The organism is Variovorax sp. GW821-FHT09B05, from assembly GCF_059418265.1.
On the sequence record NZ_JBWKPN010000002.1, the window covers coordinates 146,670 to 170,498 of the forward strand.

Below are 23,829 nucleotides of genomic sequence, written 5' to 3' on the forward strand. Positions count from 1 at the left end.
GTCCCGGCACGGTCTAGGGCTGGCTCAAAATCGTCAAAATGTCACATTAAGAAATCTATGCGCACTATTTGAAATCTCATTATTTCTGTGCGACACTCCGCGCGCTCACACGCAGAGCGCCTAAATTACGCCCACAGCCCCAAAAGGAGAGACAAGCATGTCGGCAAATCCCGAGAAGCAATTCGGCCCGGCCGCGAACGACGCGGATTCCCAGGAAACGCGCGAGTGGATGGATGCCCTGTCCGCCGTGATCCAGAGCGAGGGCCCCGAGCGTGCGCACTTCCTGCTCGAACAGCTTCTGGAGCACGCCCGCCAGAACACGGTCGACATGCCGTTCTCTGCCAACACGGGCTATGTCAACACCATCGAAACCTCGCAGGAAGCCCGCAGTCCCGGCAACCTCGAGATCGAACAGCGCCTGCGCGCCTACATGCGCTGGAACGCGATGGCGATGGTGGTCAAGGCCAACCGCCACCACCCGGCCGAAGGCGGCGACCTCGGCGGCCACATCGGCTCCTTCGCCTCGCTGGCCAGCATGTTCGGCGCCGGCTTCAACCACTTCTGGCACGCCGAGAGCGAAAACCACGGCGGCGACCTGCTCTACATCCAGGGCCACGTCTCGCCCGGCATCTACGCCCGCGCCTACCTCGAAGGCCGCCTGACCGAGGAGCAACTGCTCAACTTCCGCCAGGAAGTCGACGGCAAGGGCCTGTCGAGCTATCCGCACCCCAAGCTGATGCCCGAGTTCTGGCAGTTCCCCACGGTGTCGATGGGCCTGGGCCCGCTGATGGCGATCTACCAGGCGCGCTTCCTCAAGTACCTGCATGCCCGCGGCATCGCCAACACCGAGAACCGCAAGGTCTGGGTGTTCTGCGGCGACGGCGAAATGGACGAGGTCGAATCGCTGGGCGCGATCGGCCTGGCGGCGCGCGAGAACCTCGACAACCTGATCTTCGTCATCAACTGCAACCTGCAGCGCCTCGACGGCCCGGTGCGCGGCAACGGCAAGATCATCCAGGAGCTCGAAGGCGAGTTCCGCGGCGCCAACTGGAACGTGGTCAAGCTGATCTGGGGCAAGGGCTGGGACGCGCTGCTCGAGAAGGACCATGACGGCGCGCTGCGCAAGATCATGATGGAGTGCAACGACGGCGACTACCAGTCGTTCAAGGCCAACGACGGCGCCTATGTGCGCAAGAACTTCTTCGGCCGCGATCCGCGCACCCTGAAGATGGTCGAGCACCTGAGCGACGACGAGGTCTGGAACCTGCAGCGCGGCGGCCACGACTCGCAGAAGGTCTACGCGGCCTTCCACTCGGCCCAGAACCACAAGGGCCAGCCCACGGTGCTGCTCGTCAAGACCGTCAAGGGCTTCGGCATGGGCAAGATCGGCGAGGGCAAGAACACGGTCCACCAGACCAAGAAGCTCAACGACGACGACATCCGCGCCTTCCGCGACCGCTTCAACATCCCGATCCCCGACAGCCAGATCGCCGAGCTGCCGTTCTACAAGCCGGCCGACGACACGCCGGAAATGCGCTACCTGCACGAGCGTCGCAAGGCGCTGGGCGGCTACCTGCCGCACCGCCGCGTCAAGGCCGAGGAGAGCTTCACCGTGCCCGCGCTCGACACCTTCAAGGCGGTGCTCGAACCCACGGCCGAAGGCCGCGAGATCTCGACCACGCAGGCGTACGTGCGCTTCCTCACGCAGCTGCTGCGCGACCAGGCCCTGGGCCCGCGCGTGGTGCCGATCCTCGTGGACGAGGCGCGCACCTTCGGCATGGAAGGCCTGTTCCGCCAGATCGGCATCTACAACCCGCACGGTCAGCAGTACACCCCGGTCGACAAGGACCAGGTCATGTACTACAAGGAAGACAAGGCCGGCCAGATCCTGCAGGAAGGCATCAACGAAGCCGGCGGCATGTCGAGCTGGATCGCGGCGGCGACCTCGTACAGCACCAACAACCGCATCATGGTGCCGTTCTACGTGTACTACTCGATGTTCGGCTTCCAGCGCATCGGCGACCTGGCCTGGGCGGCCGGCGACATGCAGGCGCGCGGCTTCCTGCTCGGCGGCACCTCGGGACGCACCACGCTGAACGGCGAAGGCCTGCAGCACGAGGACGGCCACAGCCACATCCTGGCCAACACCATCCCGAACTGCGTGAGCTACGACCCGACCTTCGCGCACGAAGTCGGCGTGATCCTGCACCATGGCTTGAAGCGCATGGTCGAGAAGCAGGACAACGTCTACTACTACATCACGCTGCTCAACGAGAACTACCCGATGCCCGGCCTGCAGCCTGGCACCGAGGAACAGATCATCAAGGGCATGTACCTGACGCGTCAGGGCCCCGCGATCAAGGCCGCCAAGGGCAAGGAAGCGCCGACCGTGCAACTGCTCGGCAGCGGCACCATCCTGCGCGAGAGCTTCTTCGCGCAGGAGCTGCTCGAACAGGACTGGGGCGTCTCGGCATCGGTGTGGAGCTGCCCGAGCTTCAACGAGCTGACGCGCGACGGCCAGGACGCCGACCGCTGGAACCTGCTGCACCCGACCGAGGAAGCCCGCGTGCCCTTCGTGGCGCAGCAGCTCGCAGCGAGCACCGGTCCGGTGGTCGCCTCGACCGACTACATGAAGGCCTACGCCGAGCAGATCCGTCCCTTCATCCCCAAGGGCCGCAACTACAAGGTGCTGGGCACCGACGGCTTCGGCCGCAGCGACTTCCGCAACAAGCTGCGCGAGCACTTCGAGGTCAACCGCCACTATATCGTGGTGGCCGCGCTCAAGGCCCTGGCCGAGGACGGCGTGCTGCCGGCCGCCAAGGTGGCCGAGGCGATCAAGAAGTACGGCATCAATGCCGACAAGGTGAACCCGCTCTACGCGTAATCACGATTCCCCACAACCAGGACGCGCCTTCCGGCGGGAGACAAACGATATGGCAGCAGTGGAAGTCAAGGTACCCGACATCGGCGATTTCGATGAAGTCGCGGTGATCGAGGTGTTGGTGAAAGTGGGCGACACGGTCAAGCCCGAGCAGTCGCTCATCACCGTGGAGTCGGACAAGGCCTCGATGGAGATTCCGTCGTCGTCCGCCGGCGTGGTCAAGGAACTCAAGGTCGAGGTCGGCAGCAAGGTGAAGGAAGGTTCGGTGGTGCTGGTGCTCGAGGCCGAAGGGGCCGGCCAGGCCGCCGCGCCGGCGCCCGCGGCCAGTGCTCCGGCACCCGCGGCCAGCGCGCCGGCACCGGCCGCTGCGGCACCCGCACCTGCTGCGGCGGCTGCACCGGCCGCCGCAGCGGGCCCGGTCGACGTGAAGGTGCCCGACATCGGCGACTTCAAGGACGTCGCGGTCATCGAAGTGCTGGTCAAGCCCGGCGACACCATCAAGGTCGAGCAGTCGCTGATCACGGTCGAATCGGACAAGGCCTCGATGGAGATCCCGTCGTCGGCCGCCGGCACGCTCAAGGAACTCAAGGTCAAGGTCGGCGACGTCGTCAACATCGGCGACCTGATCGCGGTGATCGAAGGCGCCGCCCCCGCTGCAGGCGCCGCGCCCGCACCGGCGCCGGCTCCCGCGGCTGCGGCCGCCGCCGCGCCCGCCACGGCTTCGGCCTCCGCGCCGGCTCCGGCTGCGGCCGCTCCCGCGCCGGCCGCCGCCGCGCCGCACGATCCGACCAGGAGCCCGTCGGCCGGCCTGCCGCATGCCTCGCCCTCGGTGCGCAAGTTCGCGCGCGAACTCGGCGTGCCGCTCGAGGAGGTCAAGGGTTCCGGTCCGAAGGGCCGGATCACGCAGGAAGACGTCCAGGGCTTCACCCAGGCCGTGATGAGCGGCCTGGCCACCACCAAGGCTTCCGCCGCGGCCAAGCCCGCGGGCGGTGGCGGTGCCGACGGCGCCGCGCTGGGTCTCTTGCCCTGGCCGAAGGTCGACTTCACGAAGTTCGGCACGGTCGAGCGCAAGGACCTGTCGCGCATCAAGAAGATCAGCGGCGCGAACTTGCACCGCAACTGGGTGATGATCCCGCACGTCACGAACAACGACGATGCCGACATCACCGAGCTCGAAGCCTTCCGCGTCGCCACCAACAAGGAGAACGAGAAGTCGGGCGTGAAGGTCACGATGCTGGCCTTCGTGATCAAGGCGGTGGTCTCGGCGCTCAGGAAGTTCCCCGAGTTCAACACCAGCCTCGACGGCGACACGCTGGTCTACAAGCAGTACTTCCACATCGGCTTCGCGGCCGACACGCCCAACGGCCTCGTGGTGCCGGTGCTGCGCGATGCCGACAAGAAGGGCATCCTGCAGATCAGCCAGGAGATGGGCGAGCTCGCCAAGAAGGCGCGCGACGGCAAGCTCGGCGCGGCCGACATGCAGGGCGGCTGCTTCTCGATCAGCTCGCTCGGCGGCATCGGCGGCACGCACTTCACCCCGATCATCAACGCTCCCGAAGTGGCCATCCTCGGCCTCTCGAAGAGCGCGATGAAGCCGGTGTGGGACGGCAAGCAGTTCGTGCCGCGCCTCACGCTGCCGCTGTCGCTGTCGTACGACCACCGCGTGATCGACGGTGCCTCGGCGGCGCGTTTCAACGCCTACCTGGGCCAGGTGCTCGCCGACTTCCGCCGCGTGCTGCTATGAGCGCCCAGGCTGCTTCGGCGGCCTCGGCGCCCCTGGCGAACCGGCGCGAGGCCCCATGACCACGGTCGTGGCCGTCCGCAAGAACGGCCAGGTCGCCATGGCGGCCGACGCGCTCGTGACCTTCGGGGACACGCGGCTCACGCACCGGCAGGAGGCGAACCAGAAGATCTTCTCGATCGAGGACGCCGTCGGCCACAGCCTGTTCGCGATGGCCGGCGCCGCGGCGCACTTCCTGGTGCTGCAGCATGCGCTGGCCGCGCAGCCGCGCGAGTCGCTGCTGTTCGGCAGCAAGCACGAGGTGTTCCGCACCTTCACGATGCTGCATCCGGTGCTCAAGAGTTCGTTCTTCATGGAGACCAAGGAAGACGACCACGAGCCCTACGAGTCGAGCCAGTTCACGATGCTGCTGGCCAACGCGAGCGGGATCTACGGCATCTACAGCTACCGCGAGGTGTTCGAGTTCAAGCAGTTCTGGAGCATCGGCTCGGGACGCAGCTTCGCGCTCGGCGCCATGCATGCGGTGTACGACCAGAAGTCGCGCTCGGCGCGTGACGTGGCGGAGGCGGGGATCGCCGCCGCCTGCGAATTCGATCGCAATTCGGCCGGACCGGTCGACTCTCTCACACTCAAACTGAAAGTGTCCAAATGAGCGAACAACAAATCAAGGTGCCCGACATCGGCGACTTCGACGAAGTGGCGGTGATCGAGGTGCTGGTGAAGGTGGGCGACACGGTGAAGGCCGAGCAATCGCTGATCACGGTCGAATCGGACAAGGCCTCGATGGAGATCCCGTCGTCCGCGGCCGGCGTGGTGAAGTCGCTGGCGGTGAAGGTAGGCGACAAGGTCAAGGAAGGCTCGGTGGTGCTGACGCTGGAGGCGGATGCCGCCGCCGCGCCGGCGCCCGCCGCTGCCGCCCCGGCGCCTGCAGCAGCGGCGCCCGCGCCCAAGGCTGCCGCGCCCGCACCGGTCGCCGCGCCCGCGGCCTCGAACTACGGCGGCAAGGTCGACGTCGAATGCGACGTCATCGTGCTCGGCGCCGGCCCCGGCGGCTACTCGGCCGCCTTCCGCGCCGCCGACCTCGGCCTGAAGGTCGTGCTGATCGAGCGCTACGCCACCCTCGGCGGCGTCTGCCTCAACGTCGGCTGCATCCCCTCGAAGGCGCTGCTGCACGTGGCCTCGGTGATGGACGAGGTCAAGCACTTCGCCGACCTCGGCGTGAGCTTCGCCGCGCCCACGGTCGACCGCGCCAAGCTGCTGGGCCACAAGAACAAGGTGGTGGGCAAGCTCACGAGCGGCCTCACCGCCATGGCCAAGATGCGCAAGGTCACGGTGCTGCGCGGCGTGGGCAACTTCGTCGACCCGCATCACCTCGAGGTCGAGGAGACCTCGGGCACCGGCTGGGACACCACCGGCAGCAAGCAGACCGTGAAGTTCCGCAGCGCCATCATCGCCGCCGGCTCGCAGGCCGTGAGCCTGCCCTTCATGCCGAAGGACCCGCGCGTGGTCGACTCCACCGGCGCGCTCGAGCTCGGCACCGATCCCAAGCGCATGCTGATCCTGGGCGGCGGCATCATCGGCCTCGAGATGGGCACGGTGTATTCCTCGCTGGGCGCGCGCCTGGACGTGGTCGAGATGCTCGACGGCCTGATGCAGGGCGCCGACCGCGACCTGGTGAAGGTCTGGCAGAAGATGAACGCGCCGCGCTTCGACAACCTCATGCTCAAGACCAAAACGGTCGGTGCCGAGGCGACGAAGGAGGGCATCAAGGTCACCTTCGAGGGCGAGAACGCGCCCAAGGAACCGCAGGTCTACGACCTGGTGCTGCAGGCCGTGGGCCGCAGCCCCAACGGCAAGAAGATCGGCGCCGAGAAGGCCGGCGTGGCCGTGGGCGAGCGCGGCTTCATCCCGGTCGACATCCAGATGCGCACCAACGTGCCGCACATCTTCGCCATCGGCGACATCGTCGGCCAGCCGATGCTGGCCCACAAGGCGGTGCACGAGGCGCACGTGGCGGCCGAGGTGATCGCGGGCGAGCTCAAGGGCGACAAGGAACTCGCGAGCGCGGCCTTCAATGCCCGCGTGATCCCGAGCGTGGCCTACACCGACCCCGAGGTGGCGTGGGTGGGCCTGACCGAGGACCAGGCCAAGGCCGAGGGCGTGAAGGTCAAGAAGGGCCTGTTCCCCTGGACCGCCTCGGGCCGCGCGATCGCCAACGGCCGCGACGAGGGCTTCACCAAGCTGCTGTTCGACGCCGAGACGCACCGCATCCTCGGTGGCGGCATCGTCGGCACCCATGCCGGCGACATGATCGGCGAGATCGCGCTGGCCATCGAGATGGGCGCCGACGAGATCGACATCGGCAAGACCATCCATCCGCACCCGACGCTGGGCGAGAGCATCGGCATGGCGGCGGAAGTGGCGCACGGCACCTGCACCGATTTGCCGCCGCAAAAGCGCTGAACGATGAAGGGCCGCCTCGCGGCCTTCGCCCCAAACAAAAAATCCCGCGGCTGCGGGATTTTTTTCGTCCCGGCCCCAGTGCGAAGTGGGCCGAAGCAGGGGAATTCAGTCGCCGGTGCGGGCCGACGCCGCGGCGGCGCGGATCTCGTCGTTCGATCCGCCGCCGAGGACGCGGCGGGCACCGTCGAAGCGGCGGCTCCAGTAGCTGCCGTTCATGTCTTCCACGCGCACCTGGGCGCCCGAGCGCGGCGAGTGGATGAACTTGCCTTCGCCGACGTAGATGCCGACATGGCTGAAGGCGCGGCGCATGGTGTTGAAGAACACGAGGTCGCCGGGCTTGAGCTCGCTGCGGTCGATCTTCTCGGTGGCGGCGGCCTGTTCTTCCGCGCGGCGCGGCAGCATGTGGCCGACCGTCTGGTTGTACATGGCGCGCACGAAGCCGCTGCAATCGAAGCCGGTGTCTTCCGAATTACCGCCGCGGCGGTACGGAACACCGAGGAAACCGATGGCAGTCATCACGAGGTCGGAGGTGCGCTCCGTGACGGTCTGGCGGACTTGCCTCAGTTGCCCCACCAGGCCCTTTTCGGCCAGCAGTTGGCCGACTTCGTCGGACCGGTCCGGTGGTTGGGGAGCTGCGTGGGCAGCGACGGCAATCAGGAGGGACGCGGGTAGGACGAAAAAACGCATGGCGCGTAGGATATTGATGACGGCGGGCACTGTCAATTTGATCTGAATTAGAGATTGTGCCGCCAACCCGTTGATTTACTTGAAAAATTTGAATCATCGGACAACTAAAATGTAACGGTCGACCGGTGATGCCGGATAAACAGTTCGGCCTCCAAGACCCTTCGAAGTCGACAACTGTCTTCATGTGGGTTTGAAAAACCGCCAAGATCATTCGTTTTGCGGGGAAAACACATGAAATCGCTGTCAGAGACTTCCCGGTGCGTCCTCGGCCGTGTTTTCGTCATGTCGGGTTTGATCTTTGGTGCGGCCGCCATGGCACAGGGGCGATCTGAGACGGTGGCCTCGGGGCTCGAGAGCCCCTGGGGCGTGGGCTTCCTGCCGGGCGATCGTTTCGTGGTGACCGAGAAGCCGGGGCGCATCCGCATCGTGGCGAAGGACGGCAGGCTGGGCGCGCCGCTGGCGGGCCTGCCGCCCATTGCGGCGGGCGGGCAGGGCGGCCTGCTCGACGTGCTCGTCGACACGGACTTCCGCAGCAACCGCACGCTGTACTTCTGCTTCTCGGAGCCCGATGCCGGCGGCAGCGCCAACAGCACGGCGCTCGCGCGGGCGCGGCTCTCGCCCGACGACACGCGGCTCGAGAACCTGCAGATCATCTTCAGCCAGAAGCCCAAGGTCGCGAGCCGCGCCCACTTCGGCTGCCGCATCGTCGACGGCGGCGACGGCACGCTCTACCTCACGCTCGGCGACCGCTTCAGCCGCAAGGAGGACGCGCAGCGGCTCGACAACCACCTCGGCAAGATCGTGCGCATCCGCAAGGACGGCAGCGTGCCCGACGACAACCCCTTCGCCGGCCGGCCCGGCCCGCTGCCCGAGATCTGGAGCTACGGCCACCGCAACGGGCAGGGCGCCACGCTCGGGCCCGATGGCCGCCTGTGGATGACCGAGCACGGCCCGCAGGGCGGCGACGAGATCAATGTCGTGCAGGCCGGCCGCAACTACGGCTGGCCCGTCATCACCTACGGCGAGAACTACGGTGGCGGCAAGATCGGCGACGGCATCACGGCCAAGGAAGGCATGGAGCAGCCGCTGCACTACTGGGTGCCGTCGATCGCGACCTCGGGCATGGCCTTCCTGACCAGCGATCGCTACGGCGCCGCGTGGAAGGGCAATCTCTTCGTCGGCTCGCTGAAGTTCGGCTACCTCGACCGCATCGAACTCAAGAACGGCAAGGTGGTGGCCGAGCACAAGCTGCTCGAGGACGGACGCGCGCGCATCCGCGACGTGAAGCAGGGGCCCGACGGCCTGCTCTACGTGCTGACCGACGAGTCGAACGGCAAGCTGCTGCGGCTGCGGCCGAACTGAGCGTCAGCCGGGGCAGCCGGGCAGCGACAGCGTCGGCAGCAGCCGCTGCCACAGGCGCCGCCATTCGGGCCAGTCGTGGCCGCCCTCGGTGGTGAAGACGCGCTGCGCCGGCAGTACGCCCGCCAGCAGCCGGTGGCTGAAGGCGAATCGGTCGTCGAGCCCGTAGCCCAGGTACAGCGGGGGACGAGCGCCCGCTGTCTGCGTGTAACCCGCGTAGCCGCGCAGCCATTGCCACAGCTGGGTTTCGTTCGGTGTGCGCGGGGGCGCGGTGGCCGTGTCGAGCGGCCCGTTCCATTTGGCGAGTCCGCCCGCGTTGGCGATGTCGGTGCTCAGCGTGCGTTCGCCCAGGTAGGGCGCGATCGCCACCACGCCGGCCAGCTCGCCCGGATGCGTCTGCGCATAGAGCAGGCCGCCGAAGCCGCCGAGCGAGATGCCGACGATCCAGATCTTGCGGTAGCCCTGGCGCCGCGCGGGCGCGATCACGTCGGCGTTCAGCCGCTCGAGCACGGTCCTGTCGTTGTAGTAGCCCAGGTGCGCGTCGACCAGCATCACGTCGACCGCGAGCCGGTTCTCGCGCACCGCCTCGACGAAGCCTTCGCGCTCGAACTCGTCGGGCGTCGAATAGGCGCCCGGCAACATCACGAGCAGGGTGTCGGCCTGGCGCGTGCAGCGCTGGGTCTCGAGCACGGTCGCCAGCGGCACGGTGCTCTTGCGCACGCCGCCGCAGCCGGCCAACAGCAGCGCGGCACCGACGCCGAGGGCCGCGAGGCAGAGCCGCTTCGTCGGGACTTTCATCCCGCCGAGTCTAGGCGGCGCGATGAGGCTTGGGCAGTTCGACCATCACCGGCTGCCCGGGCGTCGTGCACCCCGTGTCGCAGCACTTGCCGGGCTGGCGGTTGCGCGTGATCGCGCGCTGCGGATCGTGCGGCGCGGCCGCGGGCGAGCCATCGGCGGCGATGCCGCGCTCCAGCAGCCGCTCGACCAGTTCCACCTTCGATCCCACCGGGTAGTGGCGCCAGATCTCCTGCTTCATCGCCGCCGGCGAGCCGCCGCCGTGCAGGCTGATCACGCTGTACCAGCCGCCCTGGTAGCCGGCCGTCAGGTCCTCGATGAAGCGGGCCGCTTCGATGCGCTGCTCGTAGGGCACGGCCGGATTGGCGCGCAGCACGTCCGACAGCCGCGCCGCGGTCTCGGGGTTGTGGTCCTCGTCGGGGCCGGGCAGGGTGACGATCAGGCCGCCGCTCACGGTGTGGGCGATGCGGTGCATGTCGTAGATCTTGGTCGCCAGCAGCAGCTTGCCGATGTTGCTGAACACCGGGTCGGGCATGAAGACCGGGCAGTGCTCGTCGGCCTTGCCGTAGACGCTGGCCGCCACGCCGCAGGCGAAGAAGCCCTCGGTGATGCTGATGAGCTCGACCATCTGCTCGCGCAGGTGGCTCTCCTTGCCCGGGTCGAAGCCGTTGGCCTCGCACATCAGCGCGCCGGCGCCGATCAGCAGGTCGCCGAAGCCGGCGCGCGCGCCGATGCAGCTGTGGCGGTGGTGGGTGGCGTAGCTGTAGGTGAGGTGGCCCGAATGTTCCCAGCTGCCGTCGGAGCCGTCGTAGAACACGCGCTCCCAGGGCACCAGCACGCGGTCGAAGATGCACACGCCGGTGCTCTGGCCGTACTTGCGGCTGAACAGGGCGTCGCCATGCTCGAGCTTCTCGCCGGGCCGCCCGGCCGGGCGTGCCACGATGGTCAGGCCCGGCGCGTCCAGCGGCACCGCGCAGCAAACGGCGAAGTCGGCGTCCTCGCGGCCCATGTTGCGGCAGGGCATGACCAGCAGCTCGTGCACGTAGGGCGCGCCGGTCACGATGGCCTTGGTGCCCGAGATCACGATGCCGCGCGCGTTGCGCTCCACCACGTGCACGTAGCTGTCGACGTTGGCCTGTTCGTGCGGCCGGCGGCTGCGGTCGCCCTTGGCGTCGGTCATGGCCACGCCCAGGGTCAGGTCCTGGTCCTGGACGCGGTGCAGGTACTCGAGGAAGCGCGCCGTGTGCTCGCCGCCGCCGCGCGCGTCGTCGATGCGCGCCGACACCTGGGCGATCGCGTTGAGCGCGTCGTGCGTGAGGTAGCGCTGCGCGCAGCCGGTTTCCTGGCACACCAGCCGCACCGCCTCGAGCTTGTTGAGCAGGTCGCCGGCGCTGGTGTTGATGTGCGAGAGCCGGTTCACGCGCTTGCCGCTGGTGTGCTGCATCGCGGTCATCAGCGGCTCGTACTGCGTCTTCAGCGCATGGTCGTAGGTCAGGGCGATGGCGTTGATGCCGGGGCGGAACGCGGGCTCGTCGGCCACGCTCTCGACCCGCCGGCCGTCGACGTAGACGACGGGCTTGTAGCGGCGCAGCGATTCGCGGTAGTCGGCGCCGGACATCAGCGCGGCCGAGGGGAGCGGGGCGTTCATCGTGGGTGTCTCCGGTGGTTGTCGTGCGGGCCGGAATGGGCCGGCCTCGTGAAATTTAAACACTGTTCAAAAAATTGATCAATAGTTAAGAAAAATGAGCAACGCTTAAAAGAGGGGCTACAGTCCAGCCCATGCAGGCCAAGCTCCAACGACGACAGACCCTGAGCGACGCGCGCCGCGCGCTGGTGCTCGACGCGGCGCGGGCCGTGTTCTCCGAGGCCGGCATCGAGGGCGCGAGCATTCGCGAGATCGCGCGCCGCGCCGGCTACACGCCCGGCGCCATCTATTCGTACTTCGAGAGCAAGGAGGCGATCTATGCCGCGCTGCTCGACGAATCGCTGCTGCGCCTGTGCACCGCGGTGGCCGAGGCCGAGGCCTTCGCGGACCGGCCCGCGCTGACATTGGCGTCCAAGGCGCGGGCCTGGTTCGGCTTCTACGGGGCCCATCCGCGCGAGCTCGACCTCGGCTTCTACCTGGTGCACGGCATGCGGCCGCGCGGCTTGACCAGCGAGCTCGACCACGCGCTCAACGACCAGTTGAAGGAAGCGCTCAACCCCTGCGAGGAAGCGCTGCGCGCGATGGGGCTCGATGCCGCCGACGCGCTGCGCGAGAACACCGCGCTGTTCGCGCACGGCGTGGGCCTGCTGCTGATGCGGCACACCGGGCGCATCCGCATGTTCGGGCAGTCGGCCGATGCGCTGTTCGAGGCCTACATCGGGCAGCTCGTCGCCCGTGTCGGGGCGCCTGCCGCCTGAGCCGGTCCGCGCACCGGTGCTTTGGTGTTAGTTTCCAGGGTTTCGGGCGCACGGCCGCCCCGCAACCCTCGTCAGAAGAAAGAACCCCGCCCATGCTGCTCGACGCATCCCAATCCCAACTCGTGCTGGTCGACTATCAGGCCCGACTGATGCCGGCGATCTTCGAGTCGGAGGCGGTGGCGCAGAACGCGGTCCGCCTCGGCAAGATGGCCCGGCTGTTCGACGTGCCCGTCTTCGGCACCGAGCACAACCAGTCCAAGCTCGGAGAGAACCTGCCCGACATCCGCGCGCTGTGCCGCCGCACGCTGCCGAAGATGCACTTCAGTGGCGTCGAGGAAGGCCTGGGCGAATGGCTGCGCGTGCCGGCCAAGGCGCCGCAGGGCAATGCGCGCAGCCTGCCCAAGCACCTGCAGAAGCCGGTCGCGGCTGCCGAGGAGCGCAACACCATCGTCATCGCCGGCTGCGAAGCCCATGTCTGCCTGCTGCAGACGGCGCTCGACCTGCTGGAGGACGAGTTCGAGGTCTGGGTCGTCACCGATGCCTGCGGTTCGCGCACCGAGCGCAACCGCGACGCCGCCTTCGACCGCCTGGCCGGCGCGGGCGCCGAGCTGGTGACGACGGAGATGGTCGGCTTCGAATGGCTGCGCACGGCCGAGCATCCGGCCTTTCCGGAGCTGCTCGCGCTGGTGCGCTGAGAGGGCGGGGCACCGACCACCCCCGCCAGTAGAGAGGCCGCTCGCCGGCCGACCCCGGTCTCATCCGCTTGTGGCGCGTGTCAGCCTGCTGCAAGATCGGTCTCCATAATTATGAATTCAGTTTTGGCGTCGCCCTTTGCCGGGCGGTGCCGGACCGATTTCCCAAGATCAGGAGACAACACCGATGAGCCGCTACGAAGAATTCCACCGCCAGTCCATCGACGCGCCCGAGGCCTTCTGGGCCGAGCAGGCCCGGCTCATCGACTGGCAGAGCCCGCCGCAGCAGATCCTCGACGCCGGCCAGCCGCCGTTCGCGCGCTGGTTCGTCGGCGGCACCACCAACCTGTGCCACAACGCCGTCGACCGCCACCTCGCCGAGCGCGGCGACCAGCCGGCGCTGATCTTCGTCTCGACCGAGACCGGCACCGAGAAGAGCTACAGCTTCCGCGAGCTGCATGCCGAGGTGCAGCGCACCGCCGCCAGCCTGGTCGACCTGGGCGTGGGCCGCGGCGACCGCGTGCTGATCTACATGCCGATGATTCCCGAGGCCGCGTTCGCGATGCTGGCCTGCGCGCGCATCGGCGCCATCCACTGCGTGGTGTTCGGCGGTTTCGCGAGCGGCTCGCTGGCCACGCGCATCAAGGACGCCGAGCCGAAGGTGGTCGTGAGCGCCGACGCCGGCTCGCGCGGCGGCAAGGTGATCGCATACAAGCCGCTGCTCGACGAGGCGATCCGCCTGTCGAAGCACAAGCCCGGCGCGGTGCTGCTGACCGACCGCGGCCTAGCCCCCATGGCGCTGGTGGCGGGGCGCGACCACCTGGCGAGCGAGCTGCGACAGAAGCATCTCGACGCGCAGGTGCCCTGCACCTGGCTCGAGTCGACCGAGATCAGCTACACCATCTACACCAGCGGCACCACCGGCAAGCCCAAGGGCGTGCAGCGCGACGTGGGCGGCTACGCGGTGGCCCTGGCCGCGAGCATGAAGCACATCTTCGACGGCCGGCCCGGCGAGACCTACTTCTCCACCAGCGACATCGGCTGGGTCGTGGGCCACAGCTACATCGTCTACGGCCCGCTGATCGCCGGCATGGCGACGGTGATGTACGAGGGCCTGCCCACGCAGGGGCTCGACGGCCAGCCCGACGGCGGCATCTGGTGGCGGCTGGTCGAGAAGTACAAGGTGACGGTGATGTTCAGCGCGCCGACCGCGGTGCGCGTGCTCAAGAAGCAGGACCCGGCGCTGCTCAAGAAGTACGACCTCTCCACCTTGCGCGCGCTGTTCCTGGCCGGCGAGCCGCTCGACGAGCCCACGGGCCGCTGGATCGCCGAGGGCCTGGGCGTGCCGATCATCGACAACTACTGGCAGACCGAATCGGGCTGGCCGATCATCACCATCGCCAACGGCATCGAGAAGAAGCCCAGCAAGTTCGGCAGCCCGGGCGTGCCGATGTACGGCTACAAGGTGAAGATCCTGCACGAGTCGACCGGCGAGGAGCTCACGGCCCCGAACGAAAAGGGCGTGGTCGTGGTCGAGGGCCCGACGCCGCCGGGCTTCATGCAGACCATCTGGAAGGACGACGCGCGCTTCGTCAACACCTACTGGAAGAGCGTGCCCGGCAAGATGGTCTATTCGACCTTCGACTGGGGCATCCGCGACGAGGACGGCTATTTCTACATCCTCGGTCGCACCGACGACGTGATCAACGTGGCCGGCCACCGGCTCGGCACGCGCGAGATCGAGGAAAGCATCTCGGGCCACGCGGGCGTGGCCGAGGTGGCCGTGGTGGGCGTGGCCGATGCGCTCAAGGGCCAGGTCGCGATGGCCTTCGTGGTGCCCAAGGACGGGCAGGCCGTGAGCGACGAGGCGGTGGCGCTCAAGCTCGAGGGCGAGATCATGAAGACCGTGGCCGACCAGTTGGGCGCGCTGGCCCGGCCGGCACGGGTGCGTTTCGTGGGCGGGCTGCCCAAGACCCGCAGCGGCAAATTGCTGCGCCGCGCCATCCAGGCGGTCTGCGAGGGCCGCGATCCGGGCGACCTGACGACCATCGACGACCCCGCCACGCTGCAGCAGATCAAACTGTTACTCAAGCCGGCCTGAGCGCCACGCCTGGGGGGTTGTGCATCCGCTTTCAACCGTCATATGGTTGGCGTGGCACAATCGCCCGGTACTCAGGCCCTTCCCAGCCACAGTCGCATCCGCCAATCGGTTCAGCCGTGTCGCGGAAGGTTTCTTAAACCAGCTCGTGCTTCCCACAGGGAAGCGAAGGTCAGCGCAATATGAGCGATTCATCGACTCCATCGGTGTATGCCGCCTACCAAGGCAACACCTATCTCTTCGGCGGCAACGCGCCCTATGTCGAGGAGATGTACGAAAACTACCTCGCCAACCCCGGCAGCGTGCCCGACAACTGGCGCACCTACTTCGACGCGCTGCAGCACGTCCCCGCCGCCGACGGCACCAACACCCGCGACGTTCCGCACCAGCCGGTCATCAATGCGTTTGCCGAACTGGCGAAGCAGGGCACGACCAAGGTCGTGCAGGCCAGCGGCGCCGACTCCGAACTCGGCCGCAAGCGCACCGCCGTCCAGCAACTGATCGCCGCCTACCGCAACGTCGGCGCCCGCTGGGCCGACCTCGATCCGCTCAAGCGCGCCGAGCGTCCCGCCATTCCCGAACTCGAGCCCTCGTTCTACGGCTTCACCGACGCCGACCTCGAGACGGTGTTCAACACCAGCAACACCTTCTTCGGCAAGGACACCATGTCCTTGCGCGACCTGCTCAACGCACTGCGCGAAACGTACTGCGGCACCATGGGTGCCGAGTACATGTACACCACCGACCAGAATCACAAGCGCTGGTGGCAGCAGCGGCTCGAAAGCGCCCGCACCAACCCCAAGCTCAGCGCCGAGCAGAAGAAGCACGTGCTCAACCGCTTGACCGCGGCCGAGGGCCTCGAGCGCTTCCTGCACACCAAGTACGTCGGCCAGAAGCGCTTCTCGCTCGAAGGCGGCGAAAGCTTCATCGTCTCGATGGACGAGCTGATCAACCAGGCCGGCGCCAAGGGCGTGCAGGAAATCGTGATCGGCATGGCCCACCGCGGCCGCCTCAACGTGCTGGTCAACTCGCTCGGCAAGATGCCGGCCGACCTGTTCGCCGAGTTCGACCACACCGCGCCTGAAGACCTGCCCAGTGGCGACGTCAAGTACCACCAGGGCTTCAGCTCGGACGTGACCACCCCCGGCGGCCCGGTCCACCTGAGCCTCGCGTTCAACCCCTCGCACCTCGAGATCGTGAATCCCGTGGTCGAAGGCTCGGTGCGCGCGCGCATGGACCGCCGCGCCGACCCGCTGGGCAAGCAGGTGCTGCCCGTGATCGTGCACGGCGACGCCGCCTTCGCGGGCCAGGGTGTCGTGATGGAAACGCTGGCGCTGGCCGAAACCCGTGGCTACTCCACGGGCGGCACGGTGCACATCGTCATCAACAACCAGATCGGCTTCACCACCAGCGACCCGCGCGACAGCCGCTCGACGCTGTATTGCACCGACATCGTCAAGATGATCGAGGCGCCGGTGCTGCACGTGAACGGCGACGACCCCGAAGCCGTGGTGCTCGCCACCCAGATCGCGCTGGACTTCCGCATGGAATTCCAGAAGGACGTGGTCGTGGACATCATCTGCTTCCGCAAGCTGGGCCACAACGAGCAGGACACCCCCTCGCTGACCCAGCCGCTGATGTACAAGAAGATCGCCCAGCACCCCGGCACGCGCAAGCTGTACGCCGACAAGCTGGCCGCGCAGGGCCTGGGCGACACGCTCGGCGACGACATGGTCAAGGCGCAGCGCGCCGCCTTCGACGAAGGCAAGAACACGGTCGACCCGGTGCTGACCAACTTCAAGAGCAAGTACGCCGTCGACTGGAGCCCGTACCTCAACAAGAAGTGGACCGACGCCGGCGACACCGCGATTCCCTCGAGCGAGTGGAAGCGCCTGGCCGAGAAGATCACCACCGTGCCGCAAGGCTTCACGGTGCATCCGCTGGTCAAGAAGGTGCTCGACGACCGCGCCGCCATGGGCCGCGGCGACGTCAACGTCGACTGGGGCATGGGCGAGCACATGGCCTTCGCCTCGCTGGTGGCCAGCGGCTACCCGGTTCGCCTGTCGGGCGAGGACTCGGGCCGCGGCACGTTCACGCACCGCCACGCCGTGCTGCACGACCAGAACCGCGAGAAGTTCGACGAAGGCACCTACACGCCGCTGCAGAACGTGGCCGACAACCAGGCCCCGTTCGTCGTGATCGACTCGATCCTGTCGGAAGAAGCGGTGCTCGCGTTCGAATACGGCTATGCCTCGAACGACCCGAACACGCTGGTGATCTGGGAAGCCCAGTTCGGCGACTTCGTGAACGGCGCGCAGGTGGTGATCGACCAGTTCATCGCCTCGGGCGAAGTCAAGTGGGGCCGCGTCAACGGCCTCACGATGATGCTGCCGCACGGCTACGAAGGCCAGGGCCCCGAGCACAGCTCGGCGCGCCTCGAGCGCTTCATGCAGCTGAGCGCCGACACCAACATGCAGGTGGTGCAGCCGACCACGGCCAGCCAGATCTTCCACGTGCTGCGCCGCCAGATGGTGCGCAACCTGCGCAAGCCGCTGATCATCCTCACGCCCAAGTCGCTGCTGCGCAACAAGGACGCGACCTCGCCGCTGGCCGAGTTCACCAAGGGCAGCTTCCAGACCATCATTCCGGAAAGCAAGGCGCTCAAGGCCGAGAAGGTCAAGCGCCTGGTCGCCTGCTCGGGCAAGGTCTACTACGACCTGGCCAAGAAGCGCGAGGAACGCGGCGACGACGACGTGGCGATCATCCGCGTCGAACAGCTCTATCCGTTCCCGCACAAGGCCTTCGCGGCCGAGATCAAGAAGTACCCGAACCTCGTCGACGTGGTGTGGTGCCAGGACGAACCGCAGAACCAGGGCGCCTGGTTCTTCGTGCAGCACTACATCCACGAGAACATGCAGGAAGGCCAGAAGCTCGGCTACGCCGGCCGCGCGGCCTCGGCCTCGCCGGCCGTCGGCTACTCGCACCTGCACCAGGAACAGCAGAAGGCACTGGTCGATGCCGCCTTCGCCAAGCTCAAGGGCTTCGTGCTGACCAAGTAATAGAACGATCTCCTTTCAACACGAACAACCCGCTCGGGCGCATGTGGCACGGCCACATCGCCCGATCCCCCACGAGGGGCGGGCCGGGCGAACCCCGGCCCCAGGGGCACACACAAATCAAAGCGGAGCAAACTCCAAATGTCTATCGTAGAAGTCAAAGTCCCTCAGCTGTCCGAATCGGTGGCCGAAGCCACCATGCTCACCTGGAAGAAGAAGGCCGGCGAAGCCGTCGCCATCGATGAAATCCTGATCGAAATCGAGACCGACAAGGTCGTGCTCGAAGTGCCGGCGCCCGCCGCCGGCGTGCTGGCCGAGATCGTGCAAGGCGACGGCGCGACCGTCGTGGCCGAGCAACTGATCGCGAAGATCGACACCGAAGGCAAGGCCGGCGCCGCCGCTCCGGCCGCCGCGCCCGCCGCTGCCGCCCCGGCACCCGCCGCCGCCGCGCCCGCGGCAGCCGCTGCTGCTGCCACCGGTGGTGCCAAGTCCGACGTCGCGATGCCCGCCGCCGCCAAGCTGCTGGCCGACAACAACCTCAAGACCAGCGACGTCGCCGGCACCGGCAAGGACGGCCGCGTGACCAAGGGCGACGTGCTCGGCGCCGTGGCCTCGGGTGCCACCGCCAAGGCCGCGCCCGCCGCGATCCCCGCGCCGGCCGCCAAGCCCGCGCTGCCGCAGGTCGCCGCGCCCACCAGCGCGCCGGACCTGGGCGAGCGCCCTGAACAGCGCGTGCCGATGAGCCGCCTGCGCGCCCGCATCGCCGAGCGCCTGCTGCAATCGCAGTCGACCAACGCCATCCTCACGACCTTCAACGAGGTCAACATGGCGCCCGTCATGGAACTGCGCAAGCGCTTCCAGGACAGCTTCACCAAGGAACACGGCGTGAAGCTCGGCTTCATGAGCTTCTTCGTGAAGGCTGCGGTGCACGCGCTCAAGAAGTACCCGGTGATCAACGCCTCGGTCGACGGCAACGACATCCTGTACCACGGCTACTTCGACATCGGCATCGCCGTCGGTTCGCCGCGCGGCCTGGTGGTGCCGATCCTGCGCAATGCCGACCAGATGAGCTTCGCCGACATCGAGAAGAAGATCGCCGAGTACGGCAAGAAGGCACAGGACGGCAAGCTGGGCATCGAAGAGATGACCGGCGGCACCTTCTCGATCTCGAACGGCGGCACCTTCGGCTCGATGCTCTCGACCCCGATCATCAACCCGCCCCAGTCCGCGATCCTCGGCGTGCACGCCACCAAGGACCGCGCCGTGGTCGAGAACGGCCAGATCGTCATCCGCCCGATGAACTACCTGGCGATGAGCTACGACCACCGCATCATCGACGGCCGCGAAGCCGTGCTGGGCCTGGTCGCCATGAAGGAAGCGCTCGAGGATCCGTCGCGCCTGCTGTTCGACATCTAACCTGACCCACCCCCGTTGCTCGCTCACTTCGTGTAGCCGCCTCCCCCCTCAAGGGGGCGCACCCAGCGGCCCGGCAAAGCCGGTTCCGCGGGTGCTCCCGAACGGCCTTCGCTTCGCTTGCCATTGAGCGGAGCCGGCACACGAAATCATGAAGGAAATCATGTCCAAACAATTCGACGTCATCGTCATCGGCGGCGGCCCCGGCGGCTACATCGCCGCCATCCGCGCGGCGCAGCTCGGCTTCAACGTCGCCTGCATCGACGAGTGGAAGAACGGCAAGGGCGGCCCGGCACCGGGCGGCACCTGCACCAACGTCGGCTGCATTCCCTCAAAGGCACTGCTGCAGTCGTCGGAGCACTACGACCAGGCGAACCACCACTTCGCCGACCACGGCATCAAGGTCGAGGGCCTCGGCATCGACCTCGCCAAGATGCTGGCCCGCAAGGACCAGGTCGTGAAGCAGAACAACGACGGCATCCTGTACCTGTTCAAGAAGAACAAGATCAGCTTCTTCCACGGCCGTGGCGCGTTCGAGAAGGCCGGCGACGCCGGCTACGACATCAAGGTGGCCGGCGCCGCCGAGGAAACCATCACCGGCAAGCACATCATCGTCGCCACCGGCTCCAACGCCCGTGCACTGCCGGGCGCGGCCTTCGACGAGGAGAACATCCTCTCGAACGACGGCGCCCTGCGCATCGGCGCGGTGCCGAAGAAGCTGGGCCTGATCGGCTCGGGCGTCATCGGCCTCGAGATGGGCTCGGTGTGGCGCCGCCTCGGCGCCGAAGTCACCGTGCTCGAAGCGCTGCCGACCTTCCTCGGCGCGGTCGACGAGCAGATCGCCAAGGAAGCCAAGAAGGCCTTCGACAAGCAGGGCCTGAAGATCGAGCTCGGCGTGAAGGTCGGCGAGATCAAGTCGGGCAAGAACGGCGTGAGCGTGGCCTGGACCAACGCCAAGGGCGAAGCCCAGAAGCTCGAGGTCGACAAGCTGATCGTCTCGATCGGCCGCGTGCCCAACACCATCGGCCTGAACGCCGAAGCCGTGGGCCTGAAGCTCGACGAGCGCGGCGCCATCGCCGTGGACGACGACTGCAAGACCAGCCTGCCGAACGTGTGGGCGATCGGCGACGTGGTGCGCGGTCCGATGCTCGCGCACAAGGCGGAAGAAGAGGGCGTTGCCGTGGCCGAGCGCATTGCCGGCCAGCACGGGCACGTCAACTTCAACACCGTGCCGTGGGTGATCTACACCAGCCCCGAGATCGCATGGGTCGGCCAGACCGAGCAGCAGCTCAAGGCCTCGGGCCGCGCCTACAAGGCCGGCACCTTCCCGTTCCTGGCCAACGGCCGCGCGCGCGCGCTCGGCGACACGACCGGCCTGGTCAAGTTTCTGGCCGACGCGACCACGGACGAGATCCTGGGCGTGCACATCGTCGGCCCGCAGGCCAGCGAACTGATCTCCGAAGCCGTGGTGGCGATGGAGTTCAAGGCCAGCGCCGAGGACATCGCGCGCATCTGCCACGCGCACCCCTCGCTGTCGGAAGCCACCAAGGAAGCCGCCCTGGCGGTGGACAAGCGCACGCTGAACTTCTGATCCAGCGGCGACCACGCTGCGGGCGGCCATTCGCTGGCCGCCCGCAGCCCCCAACACCTAGCATTCCGATCCCTTGAGCGTCAAACAGGCCTACGAAGCGGAACTCGCGACACGCGGGTTCAAGAGCGATCCCGCGCAGCTGAGGGCCGTCGAGGCGCTCGATCGCTGCGCCACGGAATGGGCCGCGTACAAGTCGCAGCGTTCCAATGCGCTGAAGAAGCTCATCAACCGGCCCGAGCTGCCGCGCGGCGTCTACATGTACGGCGGGGTGGGGCGCGGGAAGAGCTTCCTGATGGACCTCTTCTTCAACGCCGTGCCGCTGCGGCGCAAGACGCGCCTGCACTTCCACGAGTTCATGCGCGAGGTGCACCGCGAACTGCGCGAGCTGCAGGGCACCGTCAACCCGCTCGACGAGCTGGGCCTGCGCATCTCGAAGCGCTACAAGCTGATCTGTTTCGACGAGTTCCACGTCGCCGACATCACCGACGCGATGATCCTGCATCGGCTGCTGATGGCGCTGTTCGAGAACGGCGTGGGCTTCGTCACCACTTCCAATTTCAAGCCCGACGACCTCTATCCCGGCGGGCTGCACCGCGACCGCATCCTGCCCGCCATCGAGCTGCTGAACCAGAAGCTCGAGGTGCTCAGCGTGGACAACGGCACCGACTACCGGCGCCGCACCATGGAGCAGCTGCGCATGTACCTGACGCCGAACGATGCCGGCGCCGAGAAGGAGATGCGCAAGGCTTTCGAGAAGCTGGCCGAGACGGCCGACGAGAACCCGGTGCTGCACATCGAGTCGCGCGAGATCCGCGCGCGCCGCAAGGCCGGTGGCGTCGTCTGGTTCGACTTCAAGACGCTGTGCGGCGGGCCGCGCTCGCAGAACGACTACCTCGAGATCGCGAGCCAGTTCCACACCGTGCTGCTGTCCGACGTGCCGCACATGCCGGTGCGCATGGCCTCGGAGGCGCGCCGCTTCACCTGGCTGGTCGACGTGCTGTACGACCGCCGCGTCAAGCTCATCATGTCGGCCGAGGTACCGGCCGAGGCGTTGTACACCGAGGGGCCGCTGGCGCACGAGTTTCCGCGCACGGTCTCGCGGCTCAACGAGATGCAGTCGGCCGAATTTCTCGCGCTGGAACGCCGCATCGTCGACACTCGCCTCACATGAAGAAAACCCTCGTCCTTGCCCTGTGGATGTCGTTGGCCGGCCTGCCGGCCTGGGCCCAGTCCAGCGCCGCTGCCGGCATCGCCGATCTCGAGGCCGAGCGCAACCGTCTGGCCAGCGAGCGCGCCGCCATCGAGGCGCGCTACGAGAACGAGCGCAAGGCCTGCTACGCCAAGTTCGCGGTCGAGGACTGCCTGCGCGACAGCCGCGCGCGCCGCCGCACCGAGAACGACCACATCAAGCGCCAGGAATCGTCGATCAACGACATCGAGCGCCAGCGCCGCGGCGCCGCCGAGCTGCGCAAGCTCGACGAGAAGAAGACCACCGAACGCCCGCAGGATTCCGCGCAGCAGCGCGAGCAGTCCCAGCAGAACCAGCGCGAACGCGAACAGCGTGCCGCCGACCATGCCGAAGGCCGTGCCGCGACGGCCGCGGAAGCGCCCGAGCGCCAGCGCCAGTTCGACCAGAAGCAGAGCAACCAGGCCGCCGAGCAGGCCAAGGCCGCGCAGCGCCGCGCCGAGGCGCCCGCGCAGGCCCAGCGCTACGAGGAAAAGCAGCGCAAGGCCGAGGAGCACCGCGCCAGCCGCGAGCGGCAGAACACCAACCGCACCAAGCCGCGTGGCGCGCCCCTGCCGCCCGCGGAGCCGGCTGCGAAGCCCTGACCGCCGCGCACGGCCCGCGCGGGCCGTGGAGATTTCAGGCCGCCGGCAGGGGCTCGAGCTTGAGCACCGCGATCGAGATGTTGTCGCCGGTGCCATGCGCCCGGCGGCGTGCTTCGCCCACCAGGATCTCGACCGCATCGCGCGGCGGCTGCGCATGCAGCACGCTCGCGAGTTCTTCGGGAGTGAAGTAGTGCCACAGGCCGTCGCTGCAGGCCATCAGCAGGTCGCCGGGCTGCATCCTCGGGACCTGGTCGGGTGCGATCGGCGGCGGCGTCGAGCGCATGCCCAGGCAGCCGAGCAGGATGTTGCCCTGCGGATGCACGTTGGCCTCGGCCTCGGTGATCTCGCCGCGGTCGATCAGCGTCTGCACGTACGAATGGTCGCGCGTGCGCTTGATCAGCCGGCCGTCGTGGAAGTGGTAGATGCGCGAATCGCCCGCATGGATCCAGGCGCAGTCGCCGGTCGGGTTCATGAGGAAGGCAGCCAGCGTGCTGTGCGGTTCCTGCTCGCTCGACACGGCCGTGAGCTTGATCACCGTGTGCGCGTCCTCGAGCAGCTGGCGCAGCAGCGCTTCGGCCTCGTCGCGCGCCGGGTTGTAGCGCGCGAAGAGCTGGCGCGCGGTCATCAGCACCTGGTCGGAGGCCTTGCGTCCGCCGCTGCGCCCGCCCATGCCATCGGCCACCACGGCGAGCACGCAGCCCGGCGTGCGCGGATGCGCGATCAGCAGCACCTGGTCCTGCTGGTAGGGGCGGTCGCCCTTGTGCAGGCCGGTGGCGGCAACGAGTCGAAAGCCTTGGGTCATGAGCGCGAATGCGCCGAT

The 23,829-nt window shown here is 67.6% G+C and carries 17 protein-coding genes; 13 read left to right on the top strand and 4 right to left on the bottom strand.

The window, feature by feature from the left end; genetic code table 11:
* Nucleotides 1-157 precede the first annotated feature (157 nt).
* The 4 genes from aceE to lpdA (AC07RM_RS05515) are packed head-to-tail and all read left to right on the top strand — an operon-like array spanning nt 158 to nt 7,085.
* Entirely contained in the window at nt 158-2,884 is a 2,727-nt protein-coding gene (gene aceE, locus AC07RM_RS05500) for a pyruvate dehydrogenase (acetyl-transferring), homodimeric type (protein WP_208512224.1), read from the top strand.
* 49 nt (nt 2,885-2,933) lie between these two features.
* Entirely contained in the window at nt 2,934-4,625 is a 1,692-nt protein-coding gene (aceF, locus tag AC07RM_RS05505) for a dihydrolipoyllysine-residue acetyltransferase (protein ID WP_495333646.1), read from the top strand.
* 55 nt (nt 4,626-4,680) lie between these two features.
* Nucleotides 4,681-5,274 carry an MFS transporter gene (locus AC07RM_RS05510; protein WP_495333648.1) on the top strand — a complete coding sequence of 198 codons (594 nt, stop codon included), beginning with the start codon at nt 4,681-4,683 and terminating at the stop codon, nt 5,272-5,274.
* Nucleotides 5,271-7,085 carry a dihydrolipoyl dehydrogenase gene (lpdA, locus tag AC07RM_RS05515; protein WP_495333649.1) on the top strand — a complete coding sequence of 605 codons (1,815 nt, stop codon included), beginning with the start codon at nt 5,271-5,273 and terminating at the stop codon, nt 7,083-7,085. Before AC07RM_RS05510 ends, lpdA (AC07RM_RS05515) begins: the two co-directional genes overlap by 4 nt.
* A 105-nt stretch (nt 7,086-7,190) precedes the next feature.
* On the opposite strand, the gene AC07RM_RS05520 is transcribed toward lpdA (AC07RM_RS05515), so the two are convergent.
* On the bottom strand, nt 7,191-7,772 hold the full coding sequence (locus AC07RM_RS05520) for a C40 family peptidase (protein WP_093342645.1): 582 nt from the start codon (nt 7,770-7,772) through the stop codon (nt 7,191-7,193).
* A gap of 282 nt (nt 7,773-8,054) precedes the next feature.
* Between AC07RM_RS05520 and AC07RM_RS05525 the strand changes: the two genes are divergently transcribed.
* Entirely contained in the window at nt 8,055-9,134 is a 1,080-nt protein-coding gene (locus AC07RM_RS05525) for a PQQ-dependent sugar dehydrogenase (RefSeq protein WP_495333651.1), read from the top strand.
* Between the two features lie 3 nt (nt 9,135-9,137).
* Here the strand turns inward: AC07RM_RS05525 and AC07RM_RS05530 are convergent, their stop codons facing one another.
* Together AC07RM_RS05530 and AC07RM_RS05535 are read right to left on the bottom strand one after the other, a co-directional pair.
* On the bottom strand, nt 9,138-9,929 hold the full coding sequence (locus AC07RM_RS05530) for an alpha/beta fold hydrolase (protein WP_495333652.1): 792 nt from the start codon (nt 9,927-9,929) through the stop codon (nt 9,138-9,140).
* 10 nt (nt 9,930-9,939) lie between these two features.
* Nucleotides 9,940-11,574 (bottom strand): 4-hydroxyphenylacetate 3-hydroxylase family protein, encoded by a 1,635-nt coding sequence (locus AC07RM_RS05535; protein WP_495333654.1) that lies wholly within the window; start codon nt 11,572-11,574, stop codon nt 9,940-9,942.
* 131 nt (nt 11,575-11,705) lie between these two features.
* Here AC07RM_RS05535 and AC07RM_RS05540 point away from each other — a divergent pair, with 131 nt between their 5' ends.
* The 8 genes from AC07RM_RS05540 to AC07RM_RS05575 all read left to right on the top strand — a co-directional run bounded on the left by AC07RM_RS05540 (nt 11,706) and on the right by AC07RM_RS05575 (nt 23,009).
* Nucleotides 11,706-12,329, top strand: coding sequence for a TetR/AcrR family transcriptional regulator (locus AC07RM_RS05540; protein ID WP_495333656.1), 624 nt, complete (start codon nt 11,706-11,708; stop codon nt 12,327-12,329).
* A gap of 92 nt (nt 12,330-12,421) precedes the next feature.
* Entirely contained in the window at nt 12,422-13,024 is a 603-nt protein-coding gene (locus tag AC07RM_RS05545; RefSeq protein WP_495333658.1) for an isochorismatase family protein, read from the top strand.
* A gap of 157 nt (nt 13,025-13,181) precedes the next feature.
* Nucleotides 13,182-15,122, top strand: coding sequence for a propionate--CoA ligase (locus AC07RM_RS05550; protein WP_495334166.1), 1,941 nt, complete (start codon nt 13,182-13,184; stop codon nt 15,120-15,122).
* Nucleotides 15,123-15,301: 179 nt separating this feature from the next.
* Nucleotides 15,302-18,178, top strand: coding sequence for a 2-oxoglutarate dehydrogenase E1 component (locus AC07RM_RS05555; RefSeq protein WP_093342634.1), 2,877 nt, complete (start codon nt 15,302-15,304; stop codon nt 18,176-18,178).
* Nucleotides 18,179-18,316: 138 nt separating this feature from the next.
* Entirely contained in the window at nt 18,317-19,591 is a 1,275-nt protein-coding gene (odhB, locus tag AC07RM_RS05560) for a 2-oxoglutarate dehydrogenase complex dihydrolipoyllysine-residue succinyltransferase (protein WP_093342632.1), read from the top strand.
* 160 nt (nt 19,592-19,751) lie between these two features.
* Nucleotides 19,752-21,179, top strand: a complete 1,428-nt coding sequence (gene lpdA, locus AC07RM_RS05565) for a dihydrolipoyl dehydrogenase (RefSeq protein WP_495333660.1) — start codon at nt 19,752-19,754, stop codon at nt 21,177-21,179.
* A gap of 73 nt (nt 21,180-21,252) precedes the next feature.
* Entirely contained in the window at nt 21,253-22,350 is a 1,098-nt protein-coding gene (zapE, locus tag AC07RM_RS05570; protein ID WP_093342630.1) for a cell division protein ZapE, read from the top strand.
* Nucleotides 22,347-23,009, top strand: a complete 663-nt coding sequence (locus AC07RM_RS05575; protein ID WP_495333662.1) for a hypothetical protein — start codon at nt 22,347-22,349, stop codon at nt 23,007-23,009. Before zapE ends, AC07RM_RS05575 begins: the two co-directional genes overlap by 4 nt.
* 34 nt (nt 23,010-23,043) lie before the next feature.
* Here the strand turns inward: AC07RM_RS05575 and AC07RM_RS05580 are convergent, their stop codons facing one another.
* Entirely contained in the window at nt 23,044-23,811 is a 768-nt protein-coding gene (locus tag AC07RM_RS05580; protein ID WP_093342626.1) for a PP2C family protein-serine/threonine phosphatase, read from the bottom strand.
* Nucleotides 23,812-23,829 lie beyond the last annotated feature (18 nt).

What these genes read in the sequence shown, in the direction of transcription:
- lpdA (WP_495333660.1), top strand. Translation starts at nt 19,752, where the DNA reads ATGTCCAAACAATTCGACGTCATCGTCATCGGCGGCGGCCCCGGCGGC.
- aceE (WP_208512224.1), top strand. Translation starts at nt 158, where the DNA reads ATGTCGGCAAATCCCGAGAAGCAATTCGGCCCGGCCGCGAACGACGCG.
- AC07RM_RS05575 (WP_495333662.1), top strand. Translation starts at nt 22,347, where the DNA reads ATGAAGAAAACCCTCGTCCTTGCCCTGTGGATGTCGTTGGCCGGCCTG.
- AC07RM_RS05525 (WP_495333651.1), top strand. Translation starts at nt 8,055, where the DNA reads ATGTCGGGTTTGATCTTTGGTGCGGCCGCCATGGCACAGGGGCGATCT.
- lpdA (WP_495333649.1), top strand. Translation starts at nt 5,271, where the DNA reads ATGAGCGAACAACAAATCAAGGTGCCCGACATCGGCGACTTCGACGAA.
- AC07RM_RS05540 (WP_495333656.1), top strand. Translation starts at nt 11,706, where the DNA reads ATGCAGGCCAAGCTCCAACGACGACAGACCCTGAGCGACGCGCGCCGC.
- AC07RM_RS05535 (WP_495333654.1), bottom strand. Translation starts at nt 11,574, where the DNA reads ATGAACGCCCCGCTCCCCTCGGCCGCGCTGATGTCCGGCGCCGACTAC.
- AC07RM_RS05520 (WP_093342645.1), bottom strand. Translation starts at nt 7,772, where the DNA reads ATGCGTTTTTTCGTCCTACCCGCGTCCCTCCTGATTGCCGTCGCTGCC.
- odhB (WP_093342632.1), top strand. Translation starts at nt 18,317, where the DNA reads ATGTCTATCGTAGAAGTCAAAGTCCCTCAGCTGTCCGAATCGGTGGCC.
- aceF (WP_495333646.1), top strand. Translation starts at nt 2,934, where the DNA reads ATGGCAGCAGTGGAAGTCAAGGTACCCGACATCGGCGATTTCGATGAA.
- AC07RM_RS05510 (WP_495333648.1), top strand. Translation starts at nt 4,681, where the DNA reads ATGACCACGGTCGTGGCCGTCCGCAAGAACGGCCAGGTCGCCATGGCG.
- AC07RM_RS05530 (WP_495333652.1), bottom strand. Translation starts at nt 9,929, where the DNA reads ATGAAAGTCCCGACGAAGCGGCTCTGCCTCGCGGCCCTCGGCGTCGGT.
- AC07RM_RS05555 (WP_093342634.1), top strand. Translation starts at nt 15,302, where the DNA reads ATGAGCGATTCATCGACTCCATCGGTGTATGCCGCCTACCAAGGCAAC.
- AC07RM_RS05545 (WP_495333658.1), top strand. Translation starts at nt 12,422, where the DNA reads ATGCTGCTCGACGCATCCCAATCCCAACTCGTGCTGGTCGACTATCAG.
- AC07RM_RS05580 (WP_093342626.1), bottom strand. Translation starts at nt 23,811, where the DNA reads ATGACCCAAGGCTTTCGACTCGTTGCCGCCACCGGCCTGCACAAGGGC.